This window comes from Endozoicomonas sp. SCSIO W0465 (assembly GCF_023716865.1).
Classification (GTDB): Bacteria; Pseudomonadota; Gammaproteobacteria; order Pseudomonadales; family Endozoicomonadaceae; genus Endozoicomonas.
In genome coordinates, this window is sequence record NZ_CP092417.1 from 2,266,618 (window position 1) to 2,281,383 (window position 14,766).

15 protein-coding genes are annotated in these 14,766 nt (G+C 48.2%); 4 read left to right on the top strand and 11 right to left on the bottom strand.

Annotation, left to right across the window (positions count from 1 at the left end):
* Nucleotides 1-79: 79 nt before the first annotated feature.
* From MJO57_RS09830 to MJO57_RS33215, 4 genes are all read right to left on the bottom strand, one after another.
* Entirely contained in the window at nt 80-364 is a 285-nt protein-coding gene (locus MJO57_RS09830) for a transposase (protein WP_252024949.1), read from the bottom strand.
* A complete protein-coding gene (locus tag MJO57_RS09835) occupies nt 361-852 on the bottom strand; it encodes a transposase (RefSeq protein ID WP_252024951.1) in 492 nt (163 codons plus the stop codon). Before MJO57_RS09835 ends, MJO57_RS09830 begins: the two co-directional genes overlap by 4 nt.
* A 62-nt stretch (nt 853-914) precedes the next feature.
* Entirely contained in the window at nt 915-1,127 is a 213-nt protein-coding gene (locus tag MJO57_RS33210) for a hypothetical protein (RefSeq protein ID WP_371924811.1), read from the bottom strand.
* On the bottom strand, nt 1,124-1,405 hold the full coding sequence (locus MJO57_RS33215) for a transposase (protein WP_371924874.1): 282 nt from the start codon (nt 1,403-1,405) through the stop codon (nt 1,124-1,126). The genes MJO57_RS33210 and MJO57_RS33215 overlap by 4 nt, the downstream gene beginning before the upstream one ends.
* On the opposite strand from MJO57_RS33215, the gene MJO57_RS09845 reads away from it, so the two are divergent.
* A complete protein-coding gene (locus MJO57_RS09845; RefSeq protein WP_252024963.1) occupies nt 1,295-1,588 on the top strand; it encodes a hypothetical protein in 294 nt (97 codons plus the stop codon). The genes MJO57_RS33215 and MJO57_RS09845 overlap by 111 nt on opposite strands.
* A gap of 241 nt (nt 1,589-1,829) precedes the next feature.
* Here MJO57_RS09845 and MJO57_RS09850 read toward each other — a convergent pair whose 3' ends face one another.
* From MJO57_RS09850 to MJO57_RS09865, 4 genes are all read right to left on the bottom strand, one after another.
* Nucleotides 1,830-3,515 (bottom strand): mechanosensitive ion channel family protein, encoded by a 1,686-nt coding sequence (locus MJO57_RS09850; protein WP_252024965.1) that lies wholly within the window; start codon nt 3,513-3,515, stop codon nt 1,830-1,832.
* A 77-nt stretch (nt 3,516-3,592) separates the two neighbouring features.
* Nucleotides 3,593-4,147: a sugar O-acetyltransferase gene (locus MJO57_RS09855; RefSeq protein ID WP_252024967.1), complete on the bottom strand. Its 555-nt coding sequence runs from the start codon at nt 4,145-4,147 to the stop codon at nt 3,593-3,595.
* Nucleotides 4,148-4,279: 132 nt separating this feature from the next.
* Nucleotides 4,280-5,038 (bottom strand): thiopurine S-methyltransferase, encoded by a 759-nt coding sequence (locus MJO57_RS09860; RefSeq protein WP_252024969.1) that lies wholly within the window; start codon nt 5,036-5,038, stop codon nt 4,280-4,282.
* A 229-nt stretch (nt 5,039-5,267) separates the two neighbouring features.
* Nucleotides 5,268-6,497, bottom strand: coding sequence for a hydantoinase/carbamoylase family amidase (locus tag MJO57_RS09865; RefSeq protein ID WP_252024971.1), 1,230 nt, complete (start codon nt 6,495-6,497; stop codon nt 5,268-5,270).
* Between the two features lie 79 nt (nt 6,498-6,576).
* On the opposite strand from MJO57_RS09865, the gene MJO57_RS32710 reads away from it, so the two are divergent.
* Nucleotides 6,577-6,708: a hypothetical protein gene (locus MJO57_RS32710; protein WP_256493265.1), complete on the top strand. Its 132-nt coding sequence runs from the start codon at nt 6,577-6,579 to the stop codon at nt 6,706-6,708.
* Nucleotides 6,709-6,736: 28 nt separating this feature from the next.
* On the opposite strand, the gene MJO57_RS09870 is transcribed toward MJO57_RS32710, so the two are convergent.
* Together MJO57_RS09870 and MJO57_RS09875 are read right to left on the bottom strand one after the other, a co-directional pair.
* Nucleotides 6,737-7,039, bottom strand: a complete 303-nt coding sequence (locus tag MJO57_RS09870) for an SCP2 sterol-binding domain-containing protein (protein WP_252026999.1) — start codon at nt 7,037-7,039, stop codon at nt 6,737-6,739.
* Nucleotides 7,040-7,048: 9 nt separating this feature from the next.
* Nucleotides 7,049-8,563, bottom strand: coding sequence for an IS66 family transposase (locus tag MJO57_RS09875; RefSeq protein ID WP_252017330.1), 1,515 nt, complete (start codon nt 8,561-8,563; stop codon nt 7,049-7,051).
* Nucleotides 8,564-8,828: 265 nt separating this feature from the next.
* Here MJO57_RS09875 and MJO57_RS09880 point away from each other — a divergent pair, with 265 nt between their 5' ends.
* Both MJO57_RS09880 and MJO57_RS09885 read left to right on the top strand, forming a co-directional pair.
* Complete coding sequence (locus MJO57_RS09880; protein ID WP_252024973.1) at nt 8,829-10,088, top strand: glutamine synthetase family protein; 1,260 nt, start codon at nt 8,829-8,831, stop codon at nt 10,086-10,088.
* Nucleotides 10,089-10,228: 140 nt separating this feature from the next.
* On the top strand, nt 10,229-12,319 hold the full coding sequence (locus tag MJO57_RS09885) for a hypothetical protein (protein WP_252024975.1): 2,091 nt from the start codon (nt 10,229-10,231) through the stop codon (nt 12,317-12,319).
* Between the two features lie 24 nt (nt 12,320-12,343).
* On the opposite strand, the gene MJO57_RS09890 is transcribed toward MJO57_RS09885, so the two are convergent.
* A complete protein-coding gene (locus MJO57_RS09890) occupies nt 12,344-14,374 on the bottom strand; it encodes a lipopolysaccharide assembly protein LapB (RefSeq protein WP_252024977.1) in 2,031 nt (676 codons plus the stop codon).
* Between the last annotated feature and the right edge of the window lie 392 nt (nt 14,375-14,766).

The following is a 14,766-nucleotide window of genomic DNA, read 5'->3' on the forward strand; positions in this document are numbered from 1 at the left end:
TTTTCTTGGCTGATCAAATATTGACCTAAATTTAGCCTGTTTTGGGGTAAAAATTGCGTTTTTACCCTTTTGCTTGCCTTTATGCTGCCATTTTAAGCCTTTTTGCTTCTTCAAGACGGATTGATCCCGTTGAAACCGATTTGACAATTTTTTTGAAATTATAAGCACTGCAGACCAGTGAAAATTCTCCAGCCACTTTTTCCTTACCCCGGACACTGAACCCTCTGAATCCTGAGTTCTTGATTTGGCCAAAAGGCGGTTCCGCAATCACCTTGCGACGCTCATAAACCGCTTTGGCCTCTTTGGTTTCCATTTTGCGGTTCATCGCCTGGCGTATGGCTTCGTGGCGGTCTGTGCGAATCACTTTCCCGGGTCTTTGTTGTCACCACTGCACCTTTTACGTAACGGGCAATCCCGGCAGATATCTTTACTGACGCGGTAGCTTTTGTGTTTTGCTTTGCTAGCCGTGTTATAAATCAGCTTCTCACCGGCAGGGCAGGTAAAGCTGTCGTCTGCTTCATGGTAAATAAAATCCGCTTTGACAAACTTTCTGTCAGAGTCTTCCAGTCCCTCTGTTGCAGGCTTCTCCTGTCGATCCGTAGCCATGTAAGCGTCAATGTTCGCATCATCAAACGCTTGCAGGTTGGGCCCTGAGTAATAGCCATTATCCTCACTCATTTTGCCAATGGACGCGTTATCTGTTGCTTCTGCAATGGCTTCAAGTGCAGGCTTTACTTCCTGCTTGTCATTGGCATGCTGGCTGATGTGCTGGCCAACAATGATACCATTATCGCTGTCGACGCTGATCTGGGCGTTATAACTGTACTGATAGCCACTGCCTTTTTTACCCATGATCCTGGCATCATGATCAGCAAAGCTGATTTGCTTTTTGTCGTCTATCGGCTTATCGGGATTCAGGGCCTGTTCCCGTTCTTCAAGCGCTTTTTGGCCTCCTGGATTTTCTCTAACCGTTCCTGCTTGAATTGCAAGTCTTCAGGAATGCTGTAGCCAGTCTCCTGCTGATAAGCATCGTCCTCTTCACTGTCACTGGTTTCGGCTTTTTTAATCAGGGCCTCAACTTCAGCCATTAATTCAGCTTCTTTGGCCTTAAGTCGTGCGTAGCTCATGGCCTTATGCTTTGATGAGTCGGCTTTGAATTTGGAACCATCAAGAGCGATGTGGCCCAGCGAGGCCATCTGTAGTTCCCGGGCGAGCAGCACGCTCTGTTTGAAACTGCTTTTAAAAAAGGTGGCCTGGTTTTTACGAAAGTCACTGAGCACCCGGAAATTTGGCAGTGCTGTTTGGCGATATACATGAAAGCCAAGTCCTGATTGCAGCGCCGTTCAATCTCCCTGGAGCTGAACACACCATGGCTATAGGCATAGATCAGGATCGATATAATCAGTCGTGGGTGGTAGGCATTCTGGCCAAGATGGTGATACTGCTTTTCCACTTCAGAGGTGTCGATATGCTTGAAGATATCTTCAAAAACGAAGCAATCATGATCTGGTGGCAGCAGGTCGAAGATGTTCGATGGGAACATCAGGTGCTGGTCAAAATCAGCAGGGTTATCTTTGAATTTGATTGATGACATCCGTTTCGGCAACAACAAAGTGGGCAGAAAATGCCTGATTATACTTAATCAGGCTATTCTCGGACAGCCTCCTAGGAGGCTGACCGAGAATAGACTGCCCTACTGCGGTGGCAGCAAATTGGTCTAAAAAGCCGGAAATTTTTAGCAAATAGAACCACTATTCACTAAAAATTTCCGGCTTTTTATCCTCAATTTTCTGCCATCCTCGCTACGGGCGCTATTCTCGGTCAGCCTCCTAGCCCACCGTACGAAGTCCGATATCTGAACGTTGAATCGTTACCCGATCGCCCGGCAGGTCTGCTGGCGCTTTGGCATAAAAGTGAAGTTCCCGTTGCGGGAATGGAATGGTGATTCCTTCACGGTCAAACCGGACTTTGACTTCGCGGGTGATGTCCCAGTATACGTCCCAGTAGTCGTCTGTTTTTACCCAGGGACGAACAATAAAATCAACGGATGACTCGTTGAGAACATTCAGGCGAATTATATGCTCTGGTGTTTTCAGTATTTTCGGGTGGCTGATGACAATATCTTCAAGAATCTCTTCTACCTGCTCAACACTGTCTCCATAGGCAACCCCAAAGACCATATCGACCCGGCGGATACGTTCTGAGGTGATGTTCTTGATGGTTTCTCCCCAGATTTTGGCATTGGGCACCATAAAGACCTGGTTGTCGAACGTGCGAATCGTGGTGTTTACCAGGCTCATCTTGCCGACTTTACCGGCAACACCGCCGGCCTCAACAAAGTCACCCACATCAAAAGGACGGTAGATCAGGATCATCATCCCGGAGGCAAAGTTGGACAGGGTATCCTGCAGGGCAAAACCGATGACAATACCGGCAACACCCAGACCGGTCAGTACCGGTGTCAGATCCAGACCCACCTGTGCCAGGGCAAACAGGAAGCCGAAAACCACCACCAGATTACCGCCAACACTGATAAAGAAATCCTGAACCAATGTACTGAAACGGGCTTTTTTATGGGTGACGGCACGGGATATCACCCGCCGAACCAGGCGCGCCAATAGGATGGCTACTGCCATCAGAGCGGCAAACAGGAAGAGGCGGGAGAGTATGCCACCCATATTGGATTTGAACCAGTGAGTCAGGTCGTCCCAGAGTCCGGCAATCACCGTACGTAGAGTATCAACGTTAACCACCGCTTCGGCGAGGTTGCCGGTGGTTTTGAAAATCAGTTCATTGTAATGATCCACCGGCAGTCCCTGCGCTTCCATCATTATTACGATCTGTTTCAGGTTGTTAACCGCACTGCGAACCAGACGATCCTGAGCGGCAATTTTGCTTTCCAGAGAGCTGCGGGCATCGGCCGGCAGGGATTTCAGCTCTGCCTGTAACAGGGTTTTCTGGCGGGTGTTGTTGTTCAGGTAGGTAGCCATAAACTCGGCGTAGAGTGTTATTTCCTGGTCAAGTTGCTGCTGTTCAGCGGTGGTATCGACCTTCCAGCTTTTCAGTAGATTCAGGTTGTCCAGCCGTTCATTCTGCAACCAGTTTATGTAGGCATAGAAGTCATTGATATTGAAAAGGACCAGCAGCTGTTCATCGCTACTGGCCTTCTCATATTGTTCAAATAATTTACGCAGGTCTGATGAGGCGCGGTTCAGCCGGGCTTCAAAAAAGCGGTTCTCGGTATTTACCACACCCTCGCCCAGTGTAATAGCCTCCGGGGTATTAATCGTCTGCACCTGATCAAGGAACTGGTTAGCCAGTCGGGTGGTGGTGCGAATATCGGAGACGACCTGTTGCTGAATCAGGTCCCGGGTCATTTCAGAGGTGGTTTTCTCCCAGTTGGACTCCAACTGAACCACGCGTTTGTTGGTGGCTTCAATATCGCTTATTACGGCGGTATGAGCAGCAATGAGCCCGGTTGGTGAAAGTGGTTGGGGCGTCGTGTTTTCTGCCAAGGTGTTGAAGGAAAAAAACAGTAATATCCAGATAAGGTTGCTTAACATCGGCAGTCTCCGAAAGGAACATCAGGAAATTAAATAGTCCGAATGACTCTGCAGGGATTGCCAACAGCAACGCTATTGGCTGGAATATCTCTGTTCACGACGCTACCCGCGCCGATGACACAGTTGTCTCCAATGGTAACGCCCGGAAGCACCGATACATTGCCCCCGATCCAGACATTACTGCCAATGGTGATGGGTGAACCGTACTCGGTTTTCTGTCGTTCAATTGGATCAATAGGGTGAGTTGCGGCAGAGATCATCACGTGAGGAGCAATCAGTACATTGTCTCCGATAGTGACTTTGCAAACATCAACAATGGTCAGGTTGTGGTTGGAGTAAAAGTTACTGCCAATCTCGATGTTGTAACCGTAGTCACAAAAGAAGTTCGGCTCTATATGGGCAGTATCTTTGAAGGATAACAGGTCTCTGAGAATGGCCATTCTGCCATCCAGGTCCGTTGGATCAGCCGAATTGAATCGGGCACACAGACTTTTGGCGCGCATGCGGTCTGCCAGCAGTTCTGACTCCCAGGCATCATAAGGCATGCCTGCCAGCATTTTTTCTTTTTCAGACGTGTATAGCATCGTTAGCCCGCACTTGGTTGTCATTCAATAGAAGAGATCAGAAGAAGGAGAAATCTGCCCGATGATATCAGGCAGAAGGGGGGATGGGTATTGCCTATATCGCTACCAGGCGGGAGTTTCACGGTTAGAGGGTTATTTCCGATCAAGTTTGAAAACATGCTCGGTAATTACTTTCAAGCCTTGAGCTTGTTTCCGTGGTGACGGTTTGGTATCCCGGGTTTCAATCAGGTCGATCTCGAAGTGTTCACCGTAGAGCTCTTTTACCCGATCCGGTGGAATACTGAATGGTGGCGCAGCGGCGGCAACATCATCGTATTCAACAGTAATCAGCAGTATTTGCTCAATATCCGGGGCGATGCGCAGGAGCTGCTCTACATAGGCTTCCTGCCTGCCGGGTGGGAGAGCCACCAGGGCTGCCCGGTCGTAAACAAACCTGGCCGGAATGCTCTCTTCTGCCAGGGTAAAAAAGTCCCCCTGAATGATGGCCAGACGATCACTGGACCAGTACTCGTGTTCACCTGCATCATGTGTCGTGTACTTGAGGTTCTGTTCCGTGAAGAACGCTGCCACGGCAATCTCGCTCAACTCTGAGCCAAGAACAAAGTGCCCCTGCCGGTGCAGTTCAGTCAAATCCAGGCTTTTACCGCACAGGGGAACGAACACCATATCCTTGGGTACTGCGCGTATTTTGGGCCAGTGTTTAACCAGCATGGGGTTGGTCTGATCAAGATGAAAGCCAATGTTATTGTTCTGCCAATGAGACCGCCAGTTAATATCGTCCATCGCTATGGATATCCCGTTATCATGGTAGGATACTGATTCGGATAATTTTGCATTACCAACAACAATACCGGCTGTCAGCAGGAAGATAAATAGCTGAGTATATTTCATGATCAGCCTTACCCTCTGAAATAACAGAATGGTTTGATGAATAAGTAACCGGTCGGCTTATGGCGCCGTTTGGTAAATGATGATTTTCAGCCGATTTCGAGCTTTCCTCAATTCTCAGCAAGTGTAGCAGTCTGTCAGGAATTCTAGAAAATAAGGTTGGAAGACCTGGCAGAGAGAGCGGGTACTACTCAACTGTTACCGGGTGAATGACCCGGTGAATAACCAGATTTTATGAAGCCTGCCTGATAATCTCAGCTGCCGCATTGGCCAGCACTTCACATCCGGTGATCAAGTCCTCTTCGTTGGTATCCTCATCAAAGCTGTAGCTGATCCCTCCAATACTGGGAACCAGTAGCATTCCTGATGGCATAACACGAGAAAAAATTACATTGTCGTTTATTGCGCCGCTGGACATGACCTGCCAGTTGTCGGGGCAGTGCTGTTGGGCTATGTGACAAAGAACTTCCTGCACTTTTCCGTCCAGGCGAACAGGGGGAATATCGGTCTCTTTTTCGATTTGGATGTCAACTTTCAGATCCTTTTGCAAAGCATTTGCCATTTGCCATAACGCCTGTTCCAGCCGATCCATTTGGGCTGGAGAAGGGTCTCTGAACTGCAGGGTCATCGTGGCTTTACCGGGAATAACCGAAGCGGCTCCCGGATCAAATTCAGCGTGCCCAATGGTCCAGACCGATTGTTTTGTTCCGGTCTGACGGAATCGGCGATTGAGAGTGGTTGCAAACTCCATCAAGGCCATACCGGCATCACGCCGCATGGCCATTGGGGTTGAGCCTGCATGGTTGCTCTCACCAAAGAAAGAAATTGCAAATTCGCGACAACCGGATATCCGGTTAACAATGCCAATCTGTTTTTGTGAGATATCCAGTCTTGGCCCCTGCTCAATATGTGTGCTCAGGTAGGCAAGGTAGCGTTCGGGCTCATATTGCTCGCTGATACCATTAAGGCCCGCAGCATGTAAGGCATCCTTTAGCCGAAGCCCGTCAGCACGAATGGCTGTGTTGATTACCTGCGGGGGTAACTGGCCAAGAAACCCCTTGCAGCCTAGAAAACCGTGAAACGTGTTTTCTTCGTCAGCCCAGGAGGCGATGTCCAGGGACATTTGGGCAGTATCCGGATTTTCTGCAAGGGCTCGATACACCTCAAGGGCACAGATAACACCATAGGCACCATCCAGCCAGCCGCCAATGGGTTGAGTGTCTGTGTGAGAACCCATCAACAGGGTTCTGGCGGACTTTCCGGAATAACCGATCACATTGCCAAGGCCGTCTATCCGGGCATCCAGTCCGGCACGGGTCATTCGTTCCCGTAGCCACTGTCTCGATTCCATATCTGCCCGGGAATACATTTGACGAATAACGCCGGTCTTGTACTGGCCGAATTTCCTGAGTTCGTAAAGGTCACTCAGCAGACGGTCTGAATTAATGGATACTGACTTCATTATTTTTATACCGCCCTGAATGAAAAGACCTTGGTGAATGTATGACAGTTCGGAGCTCAACAGGTTCTGGAGACATTCTATGCTGGCAGAATTTACAGGTGTTGAGTTGGGTCAATGGAGAGCGAGGTGCCGGGGAATAAAGGCAGTGCAGCAGGTGGAATGTCGTCTGCTGCAAGAGAAGCGTTACAACCGGTCAGTGAAAGTCTGTTGACTGCAACCAAAGGTTTTCCGGTAGCGTATTACTGCCTGAAGAACTCACCCAGTTTGGCAGCCAGCATCATGTTGCCTTCAGTGCGCAGTTTTCCGGTCATGAAGGCTTGCATGCCGTCCAGTTCGCCACTCATCAGGCCGACAAAGGTTTCGCTGTCCATGATCAGAGTAACGTGAGCGTCATCTTTTGTGCCCTCAGCAATCTCCAGTACACCGTCTACGATAGCCGCGTAGTAAGTCTTGTCATCGGTGATATCGAATTGGAACGTCAGGGTTTGGCCAGCAGCAGCCGACTCGTCAAAACGGCCCTTGATATTGTCGAGTGTTTCCAGAACAGGTAACTATTCAGCACTGAGCAAAGGCATATTACAGTAATTCCGAACAGCTCTATGAAGTGATTGATATATGTCCATTCCCTGTTTTCTGGCAGACGACAAATAGCTGCGAATCCGTGCAAACATAGAACCACCGTCTGCACTCCTGAAGCAGCCTGAGATTTTCTGCTTTAACTTGGCCATTCGAACATCCCGCTCACTGCCATTGTTATCGAAGGGAATGGTAAAATCTGACATGAAGCGCAGTGTCTCAGCCTTGAACTCAGTGAGTCGTTTGAAGAGATTGTAAGCTTTAGTATTCTTGACTTTCTTGCGCTTAAGCTCCTCTCGTTGCTTCTCCATATAGACGACTTCTTTCATTAGAGCCCGCTGAAGCAACCGGTCATAAATCTTCTCGATTCGTTCACAGACAACACTTGGCATCTGTAGCATACCTATGGTCTTAAAGCCCTTGCAGTAATGCCAGGAAAGCCTCAGTAGCTTCATCAATCGCAACGCCAGTTGATTGCTGTCCCTATCAACAACACCCAAAAGCTCCCTCAGGTGATGGGCATTGCAAAGTACGTGAGTTGCCGCATATGCAAAATAGGATTTCCAATGATCATGAACCAGAACGCCTGCAAATGTTAGCAGTATGCCCATCGTGTCCATGGCCTCACGACCTCGCTTTTCAGACAAGTAGTAGAGCGTCCATTGTTCATCCCGCATAACGTGTAGCCAGTGCAAAGAGCCCTCGGCCCGCATACCCGTTTCATCGGCTCCGGCAACAGACGATTCCCGCAAGGCGTCACGAATAACCTCTTCAGTAGAAGCCAGATTTTCATAGGTTCTGGCCACAAAATTGGCGACAGTGCCTGCACTTACACTCATTTTATAGAGAGTATTAAAATACTCTGACACGCGCTTAAAAGGCAGGAAATGGTATTGGTTAAGATAGACGGCCATAGCCTGTGTGGCTGAGCCATATTGTGCGGCAGCGGTAACACCTTCCGGGAATTCAGCCTGATTCCGACAACCACAAGTGCAGATTTTTACTTCAGCTCTATGGGCCGTTACTTCAAATTCACCCGGTCTCCCTGGTTCAAACACCTGTCGTTCAATATATTTGACCGGCTCACTATCAAGAAGAGACGCCTGACATTTATTGCATTCTTTAACCGGAAGGTACTCAATATAGTCAGGGATATCGACCTGTTTAAGACAAGTGCCCTGATGCCCTTTCTTTCCACCGGCTTTATTACCAGAAGACTGTCTCAGACTTTTAGGATTGGGTTTTTCATCCGATGGATCGGTACCTTTATCTGCGGAAAGGTCGTCAGAATGATCTGGAGAATTACTGTTTTTACAAGGTTTTTGATAACCATCAGACGATGGCGGCTTGCTGCTGTTTTGACTGTTCTTGCCAACCTTTTCTTCCAATTCTCGACATCGCTCTTCCAGACAGGCAACTCTCATCCGCAGCTCTGCATTCTCTTTCAAGAGAATCTCAGCCGACATAGTTGCGGGTAGTTCTGGAATCATGCTGGCGAATATTGTGGAAAAATGGTGCTTAAGAGGATGGTATAAAAATCAGAAAATTCCAGATTTATGTGGGGGTGCTGAACAGTTACCAGAACAGTAGCATTAATTCAGTAAAGGAACCCTGTATTCACCACCATAAGCTATGCTCAAAAGCGCTTAACAATAATCTTTTACTATTAAGGGTATTTATATGTCAGTGGTTGCAGAACGATTAGCCGAACAGTCAAGCTTATTAGTGCGTTTATTATGGTGCGATAATGCTAACTTGATTCGAGCCAAGTCTTTTCATCGTGATTCACTGAACACTTTCCGGGAAACGGGTATTGGTATTACGGCGGCATGTCAGGCATTGTCAGTGATCAGTGATGCGCTTTGTGTTGATACAGGGCTATCGGGTACCGGTGAAAACTGGCTGCAACCGGACTGGAATACGTTGAAAATATCCGATTCTTCATCTGGCCATGGGGCGGTCATTGCCGATATTGTGCAGTGGAATGGTGAACCATGGCCGCTATGCCCGAGAAACTTTTTGCAGCGGATGGTAAGTCAGTTAAAGGACGAGTTTAATTTGTCAGTGAAAGTGGGCTTCGAATATGAATTTTACTTGATGGAGGACAAAGAGGGCCAGTGGGTACCTGCTGAGGACTTTACCTATGCATCTGACTACGGATTTTCAGTTTTACAGCCTTTGGTGGATGGTATTATTCAAAGCCTTGATAAACAGGCCATTAAGGTTCGAACCACCCACGCGGAAAGTGGTCCGGGGCAGTTGGAGATGTCGCTGGATTACGGTGATGCCCTCAAGATGGCCGATGACCAGCTTTTCTTCCGAAAAACGGTTCATGCCATGGCCCGGCAGCATGGCTATGTCGCTTCATTTCTGCCTAAGATTTTTGCTGATCAGTGTGGCTCAGGCATGCACCTCCATCTGAGTTTATGGCAGGAGGGTCGAAATATCTTTGCCGATGGCGATTCCCGCAAACTTTCTCCTGAAGCAGGACAGTTTATAGCGGGTATTCTTCATCATTTGCCAGCACTGACCGCAGTGACCACACCAACATGCAACTCATTCCGGCGCATTACTCCACACTGCTGGAGTGGGGCTTTTACGGCATGGGGCTGGGATAACCGCGAAGCAGCGGTCAGGATTCCAAGTCAGCCAGGGCGTGTTGCTCCTTCCAATATGGAACTGAAAACTATTGATGCAAGTGCAAATCCTTATTTGGCGCTGGGCAGCATTATTGCCGCAGGTATCGATGGATTGCGAAATAGGATGGACTTGAAAGAGGAGTGCAGCATTGATCCGGGCTGTATGTCAGAGCAGGAACGTAAAGCCACCTCTATCAGTGCTTTGCCGGAAGACTTGTCGGCCGCACTATCCTGCTTTCGGGAAAATCACGTACTGCTGGAAGCGATGGGGGAAGGGTTAGCCACATCCTATATAGGTGTTAAGCAGGCAGAGAATGACCATTTTTCAGCAATGTCACTGGAGGATGAGGTCAATTGGTTACTTCAGCGTTATTAGGCCAATCGTAAATCCTGAATGGTTTTGTAGTGCTTCATCCTGCTCATGCCGGCAGGTCTGAATTCTGATTGAATACTGCCGATGATGCAGGGAGACGTATCAAAAAACAGGCTTATATCAATAAACGGTAGGATATAAACATGCCACAAGGGATTGAAGGCCGGGGACCGATTGGTGTTAATACTCCGAACAGTGGCAATGGCACAGTAAGGCCTGCTGAAGAAAGGAATGATGGCTTATATAAGGGGATATCCGTCTCCAGGGTCAACGTTCCTACAGAGAGTCAGGTATCTAAAAAAGTTGATGGCGATAAACCTGACACGCTTATCACAAGTAGAGATATCAAAGAACAAGATAGCCCTGTTGAGCGGTCAGGTCGCTATAGTACCGCCAGGCAGCGCAGACGGAAAAGGATCCGTAATGCAGAGGTAGAAAAAGTCGGCTCTACCCAGGCGTTGAAAAATCAAGGCAGAGAGATAATAGAAGAAGCAGCCAGTGTTGCTGAGGATTCGGGTATCAGTGAGGCTGAAAGCATTGATAGCCCGCCCTCTTCGCCGAACGCCAGCCACCGGGAGAGAGCGTACGATAGCGGTATTGAGTATGACGTACGTTCGCTTGATGACTCAGACCCTGATATGCAAACCTCTGGTCATCCAGTGCAGGATAAGTTGCTTGAGCGTTGCCAGCGCCTGGCCATAAAAGTAGAAAAACTGGATGAATATAAAGGCAGAGGGGAGAGTGGCTATCTACAAGAGCTTGAAAGGCTTGAAAAGGTGCATGCTGAAAATATCCACGATGATAAGGGTGAAATTCAACATTACCTGGCGAGTGACAAAGCTTTCATGGGTATTTCGAAGGGAAAAAAGAAACTGAAACGGGAACAGAAACTGAAACCTTTGAAAGACGTAGCGAAGTCGCTAAACCGGACATCAAATAAGATTGCTCAAGAAATTGTAGACCGGGCTATTCACCAAAAAAGACCGCTTCACCCGGTAAGACGAAAGGTGACAGTACCGGAAATGGATCCTGTAACGGATTCGGTAATGAAAAAGATTGGAGAAGATTTCAACGACGTTGTTACGCTGATCAGTAACCTTGAGTCTGAACTATCGTTATCTCCTGCCAGCCAATATGTGGATGCTAAAAAAATATTTATGGAAACAGTGCCAGAAGTCCAGTGGGCAAAGAAGGATATGCAAGAAGCTCATTCTTTACAGCAGCATATCCAGACATTAAAGGCCACGATGTTTGAAGAGTTGAACATTCTGGATCATAACGCCATTGAGCCAATGGTTGATCCACACATTCGAGACAGTGCGTATGTTTGTGCGCTCGAGGCTGCACTTGAAACCATCGATATGGAACCTGCTGAAGCAGAAATACATCTGAAAAATCATCCGGGGATGCAGAAGCACCTGAAAGAATTGGATTATCAGGAAGATCTGGAGCATCCATATGATCTGAAGTATCTGGAAAATCTGAATGCAATGGAACGTCTTGATGCGAAGGATTATCTGGCGGAGTTGGGGAAATTCGATAATCTACTGTTAAAGCGGGGTGCCAGTGACGGTTTGAAACTTAAATACTTGGCAAAATACCTGTCACAAACAGTTCGACGTTATTCAAATGAAACAATAAAGCACTCTGCCTTCAGAAACAATATGAAAAATTTACTGGATACCCTCAATGCCCGGGAACGGGATATTGGTATCAAGCTTCAAGCAAGGGAAGAGGAGTATGAACAGCGATGCGAAAAACTAAATGATGCCCGTAAACAGTTAAAAACAGCGATGAACGCATACAAGAAAAGCGGTAAGGATGGTGTTGATATAGTCAGGCAGAAAGAAGTGCTAGCCAAGGCTGAAGACCTTAAAGCGTCGATGAAATCGGTGCATGATCAGATTGAGCATATTACCAGCTATCAAGATCCAGAGATGCAATGTGCCTATCTGGAGAAGCAACGTGATGAGCTGGGTAAGCAATATGCCTCTATTGATAAATCGATTAACGAGTGTCAGGAAAAGCTTGATAAAGCCAAAAGCAAAGATAAGCCTCTGGAGGCTATTCAGAATAAAATGAATGACCTGCAAAGTCAGTTTGCTGAGACCAAAATTCAGTATTCTGTTCTTGAACAGGAATATGTTACTTTCCGTCAAGCGTTAGACAGATATTATAAAATTCAATCGGCTATGGATCATGATGCGCAATCGGGCGTGGATGATGATAAATGAAGTCATTGTCCAGGATTTGATGGGTTACCCTGACGATAGCCTTGCTAGAAAATCATACTCTGTTTTCCTCCAATCTTCACCTTTGAGCCGCTCCTGTCTGTCAGGGGCCAGTTGGCTAGCTTTGGTAAAAAAGGCAGAAACCAGGTTGTTCAGTTCATCCCTGGAAAAGATGCCCGGTGCTTTCCCTGCAGGGATTAATGCTGCGATACGAAGACAGTGGCCTAACTGACTGGAAGATGATGCATTAAAATACTGACTTTTTTCCATTGCATTACATGCACGGTTAATGGCGTTGGTCAAAAGCCCTAAAATGTCCTTATCCTGGCCAGAAGAAATGCATTCTCTGAAATAACGAATGCTGGTACATAAGTCCACTTCCGGCCCTGAAAAACCGTTGTTCTCAAGCTGCATTTGGTCGAACTGATGCCAGTTCATTAAATCGACATGAATATTGGCAAGGGCCAGTTCAATGTCCTTGTCGTTGCAAGGCGTGCCTTCATGACCGGAGCGGTCGGTGCGCAGTTTCTCAAAGATCGTCAGCGCCGCCTGATGCTGGTCCATGGTCTGGTATAACCGGCCAAGGGCTAATTCAATTTCCTTATCGTTGCAGGGCGTGCCTTCATGGCCGGAGCGGTCGGTGCGCAGCTTCTTAAAGATCGTCAAGGCCGCCTGATGCTGTTCCATGTACTGGTATTGGCGGCCAAGGGATAATTCAACTTCCTTATCGTTGCAGGGGGTGCCTTCATAGCCGGAGCGGTCGGTGCGCAGCTTCTTAAAGATTGTCAACGCCGCCTGGTACTGTCCCATACACTGGTATTGTCGGCCAAGGGTTAACTCTATTTCCTTGTCGTTACAGGGCGTGTCTTCATGCCCGGAATGGTCGGTGCGCAGTTTATTAAAGATCGTCAGTGCCACCTGATGCTGTCCCATATGCTGGTATAGACGACCAATGGCCAGTTCAATTTCCTTGTTATTGCAGGGTGTGCCTTCGTGCCCGGAGCAGCTGGTACGCAGCTTCTTAAAGATCGTCAGCGACTGCTGATACTGTCCCATGCACTGGTATTGCCGAGCAAGGGTGAACTCTATCTCCTTGTCGTTGCAGGGCGTGCCTTCATACCCGGAGCGTTCGGTGCGCAGCCTGGTAAAGATCGTCAGCGCCTCTTGCTGTTGTCCCATGTCCTGGAATAGCCGACCAAGAGCCAGTTCAACTTCCTTGTCGTTACAGGGCGTACCTTCATGTCCAGAGCGGTCAGTGCGCAGCTGCCTAAAGATCGTTAGCGACTGCTGATACTGTCCCATGTACTGATATTGCCGGCCAAGAGCCAGTTCAACATCTTTTTCATTGCAGGGTATGCCTTCATGACCGGAGCGGTCAGTGCGCAGCCTCTTGAAGATCGTCAGCGCTTCCTGATGCTGTCCCATGCTCTGGTATTGCCGACCAAGAGTTAACTCTATGTCCTTGTGGTTGCGAAGAGTGTCTTCGTGCCCGGAGCGGGCGATGTGCAGCTGCCTAAAGGTCATCAGCGCCGCCTGATGCTGTCCCATGACCTGGTATTGCCGACCAAGCGTTAACTCTATGCCCTTGTCGTTGCAGGGGGTGTCTTCATGCCCGGAGCGGTTGGTGCGCAGCTGCTTAAAGATCGTCAGTGCTTCCTGATGCTGACCCATTCTCTCGTATTGCCGGCCAAGGGCCAGTTCAACTTCCTTGTCGTTGCAGGGCGTGCCTTCATGCCCGGAGCGGTCGGTGCGCAGCTGCTTAAAGATCGTCAGCGCTTCCTGATGCTGCCCCATGTACTGGTATTGTCGACCCAGGGTTAACCCTATGTCCTTGTCGATGCAGAGGGTGCCTTTATGTACAAAGCGGTTGGTGTGCAGCTTCTTAAAGATTATCAGCGCCTCCTGCTGCAGCCCCATGTTCTGATATAGCCGACCAAGGGCAAGACCATTAACTTTTTTATCGTTGTCCTTTTTTGAGTGATTGTTATAAAGGTCCCTCAAAATAGGCAGTGCTTCCCAAAAGAGATTTTTGGCTTGAAATGCTCTGCCTTTGGTCATCAGCAATCCATAGTCAAGGGGAGGTTCAACCTGTGCTATGGTTTGCAGGCAATCATCAATTCTTCCTGAATTTAACAGGGCTCTTGCTTTGAGTTGGTTTGCACGTTGATAGACGCATGGACTCAAGTTGTAATTTGTTCCTAATATCTCTTCTGCCAATATGAGCGCCTGATGGTTATCGCCTTGCCTTAACAGTTCAAACCCTTCATTAATACCCGGCATATTCCTCTGTCGATGATAGGCCGCCCCTGGTTGAGAGTTGAGTGGGGCGCAGATATGAAAATCCTGAAAAGTCTTTCCGCATTCATAGGTGTTTAGCCTGTCGGGTGGATACAGATGCGTTGTATATGATCGTCTTTGTGACGGTAGTGTGGGTCTAATGGTTCTGTTAA

Excerpts from the sequence above, each read along its gene's own strand:
- MJO57_RS32710 (WP_256493265.1), top strand. The coding sequence starts at position 6,577 with ATGCTGGCAGAATTTACAGGTGTTGAGTTGGGTCAATGGAGAGCGAGG.
- MJO57_RS09885 (WP_252024975.1), top strand. The coding sequence starts at position 10,229 with ATGCCACAAGGGATTGAAGGCCGGGGACCGATTGGTGTTAATACTCCG.
- MJO57_RS09890 (WP_252024977.1), bottom strand. The coding sequence starts at position 14,374 with ATGACCAAAGGCAGAGCATTTCAAGCCAAAAATCTCTTTTGGGAAGCA.
- MJO57_RS09835 (WP_252024951.1), bottom strand. The coding sequence starts at position 852 with ATGGGTAAAAAAGGCAGTGGCTATCAGTACAGTTATAACGCCCAGATC.
- MJO57_RS09860 (WP_252024969.1), bottom strand. The coding sequence starts at position 5,038 with ATGAAATATACTCAGCTATTTATCTTCCTGCTGACAGCCGGTATTGTT.
- MJO57_RS09875 (WP_252017330.1), bottom strand. The coding sequence starts at position 8,563 with ATGATTCCAGAACTACCCGCAACTATGTCGGCTGAGATTCTCTTGAAA.
- MJO57_RS09865 (WP_252024971.1), bottom strand. The coding sequence starts at position 6,497 with ATGAAGTCAGTATCCATTAATTCAGACCGTCTGCTGAGTGACCTTTAC.
- MJO57_RS33210 (WP_371924811.1), bottom strand. The coding sequence starts at position 1,127 with ATGAGCTACGCACGACTTAAGGCCAAAGAAGCTGAATTAATGGCTGAA.
- MJO57_RS09855 (WP_252024967.1), bottom strand. The coding sequence starts at position 4,147 with ATGCTATACACGTCTGAAAAAGAAAAAATGCTGGCAGGCATGCCTTAT.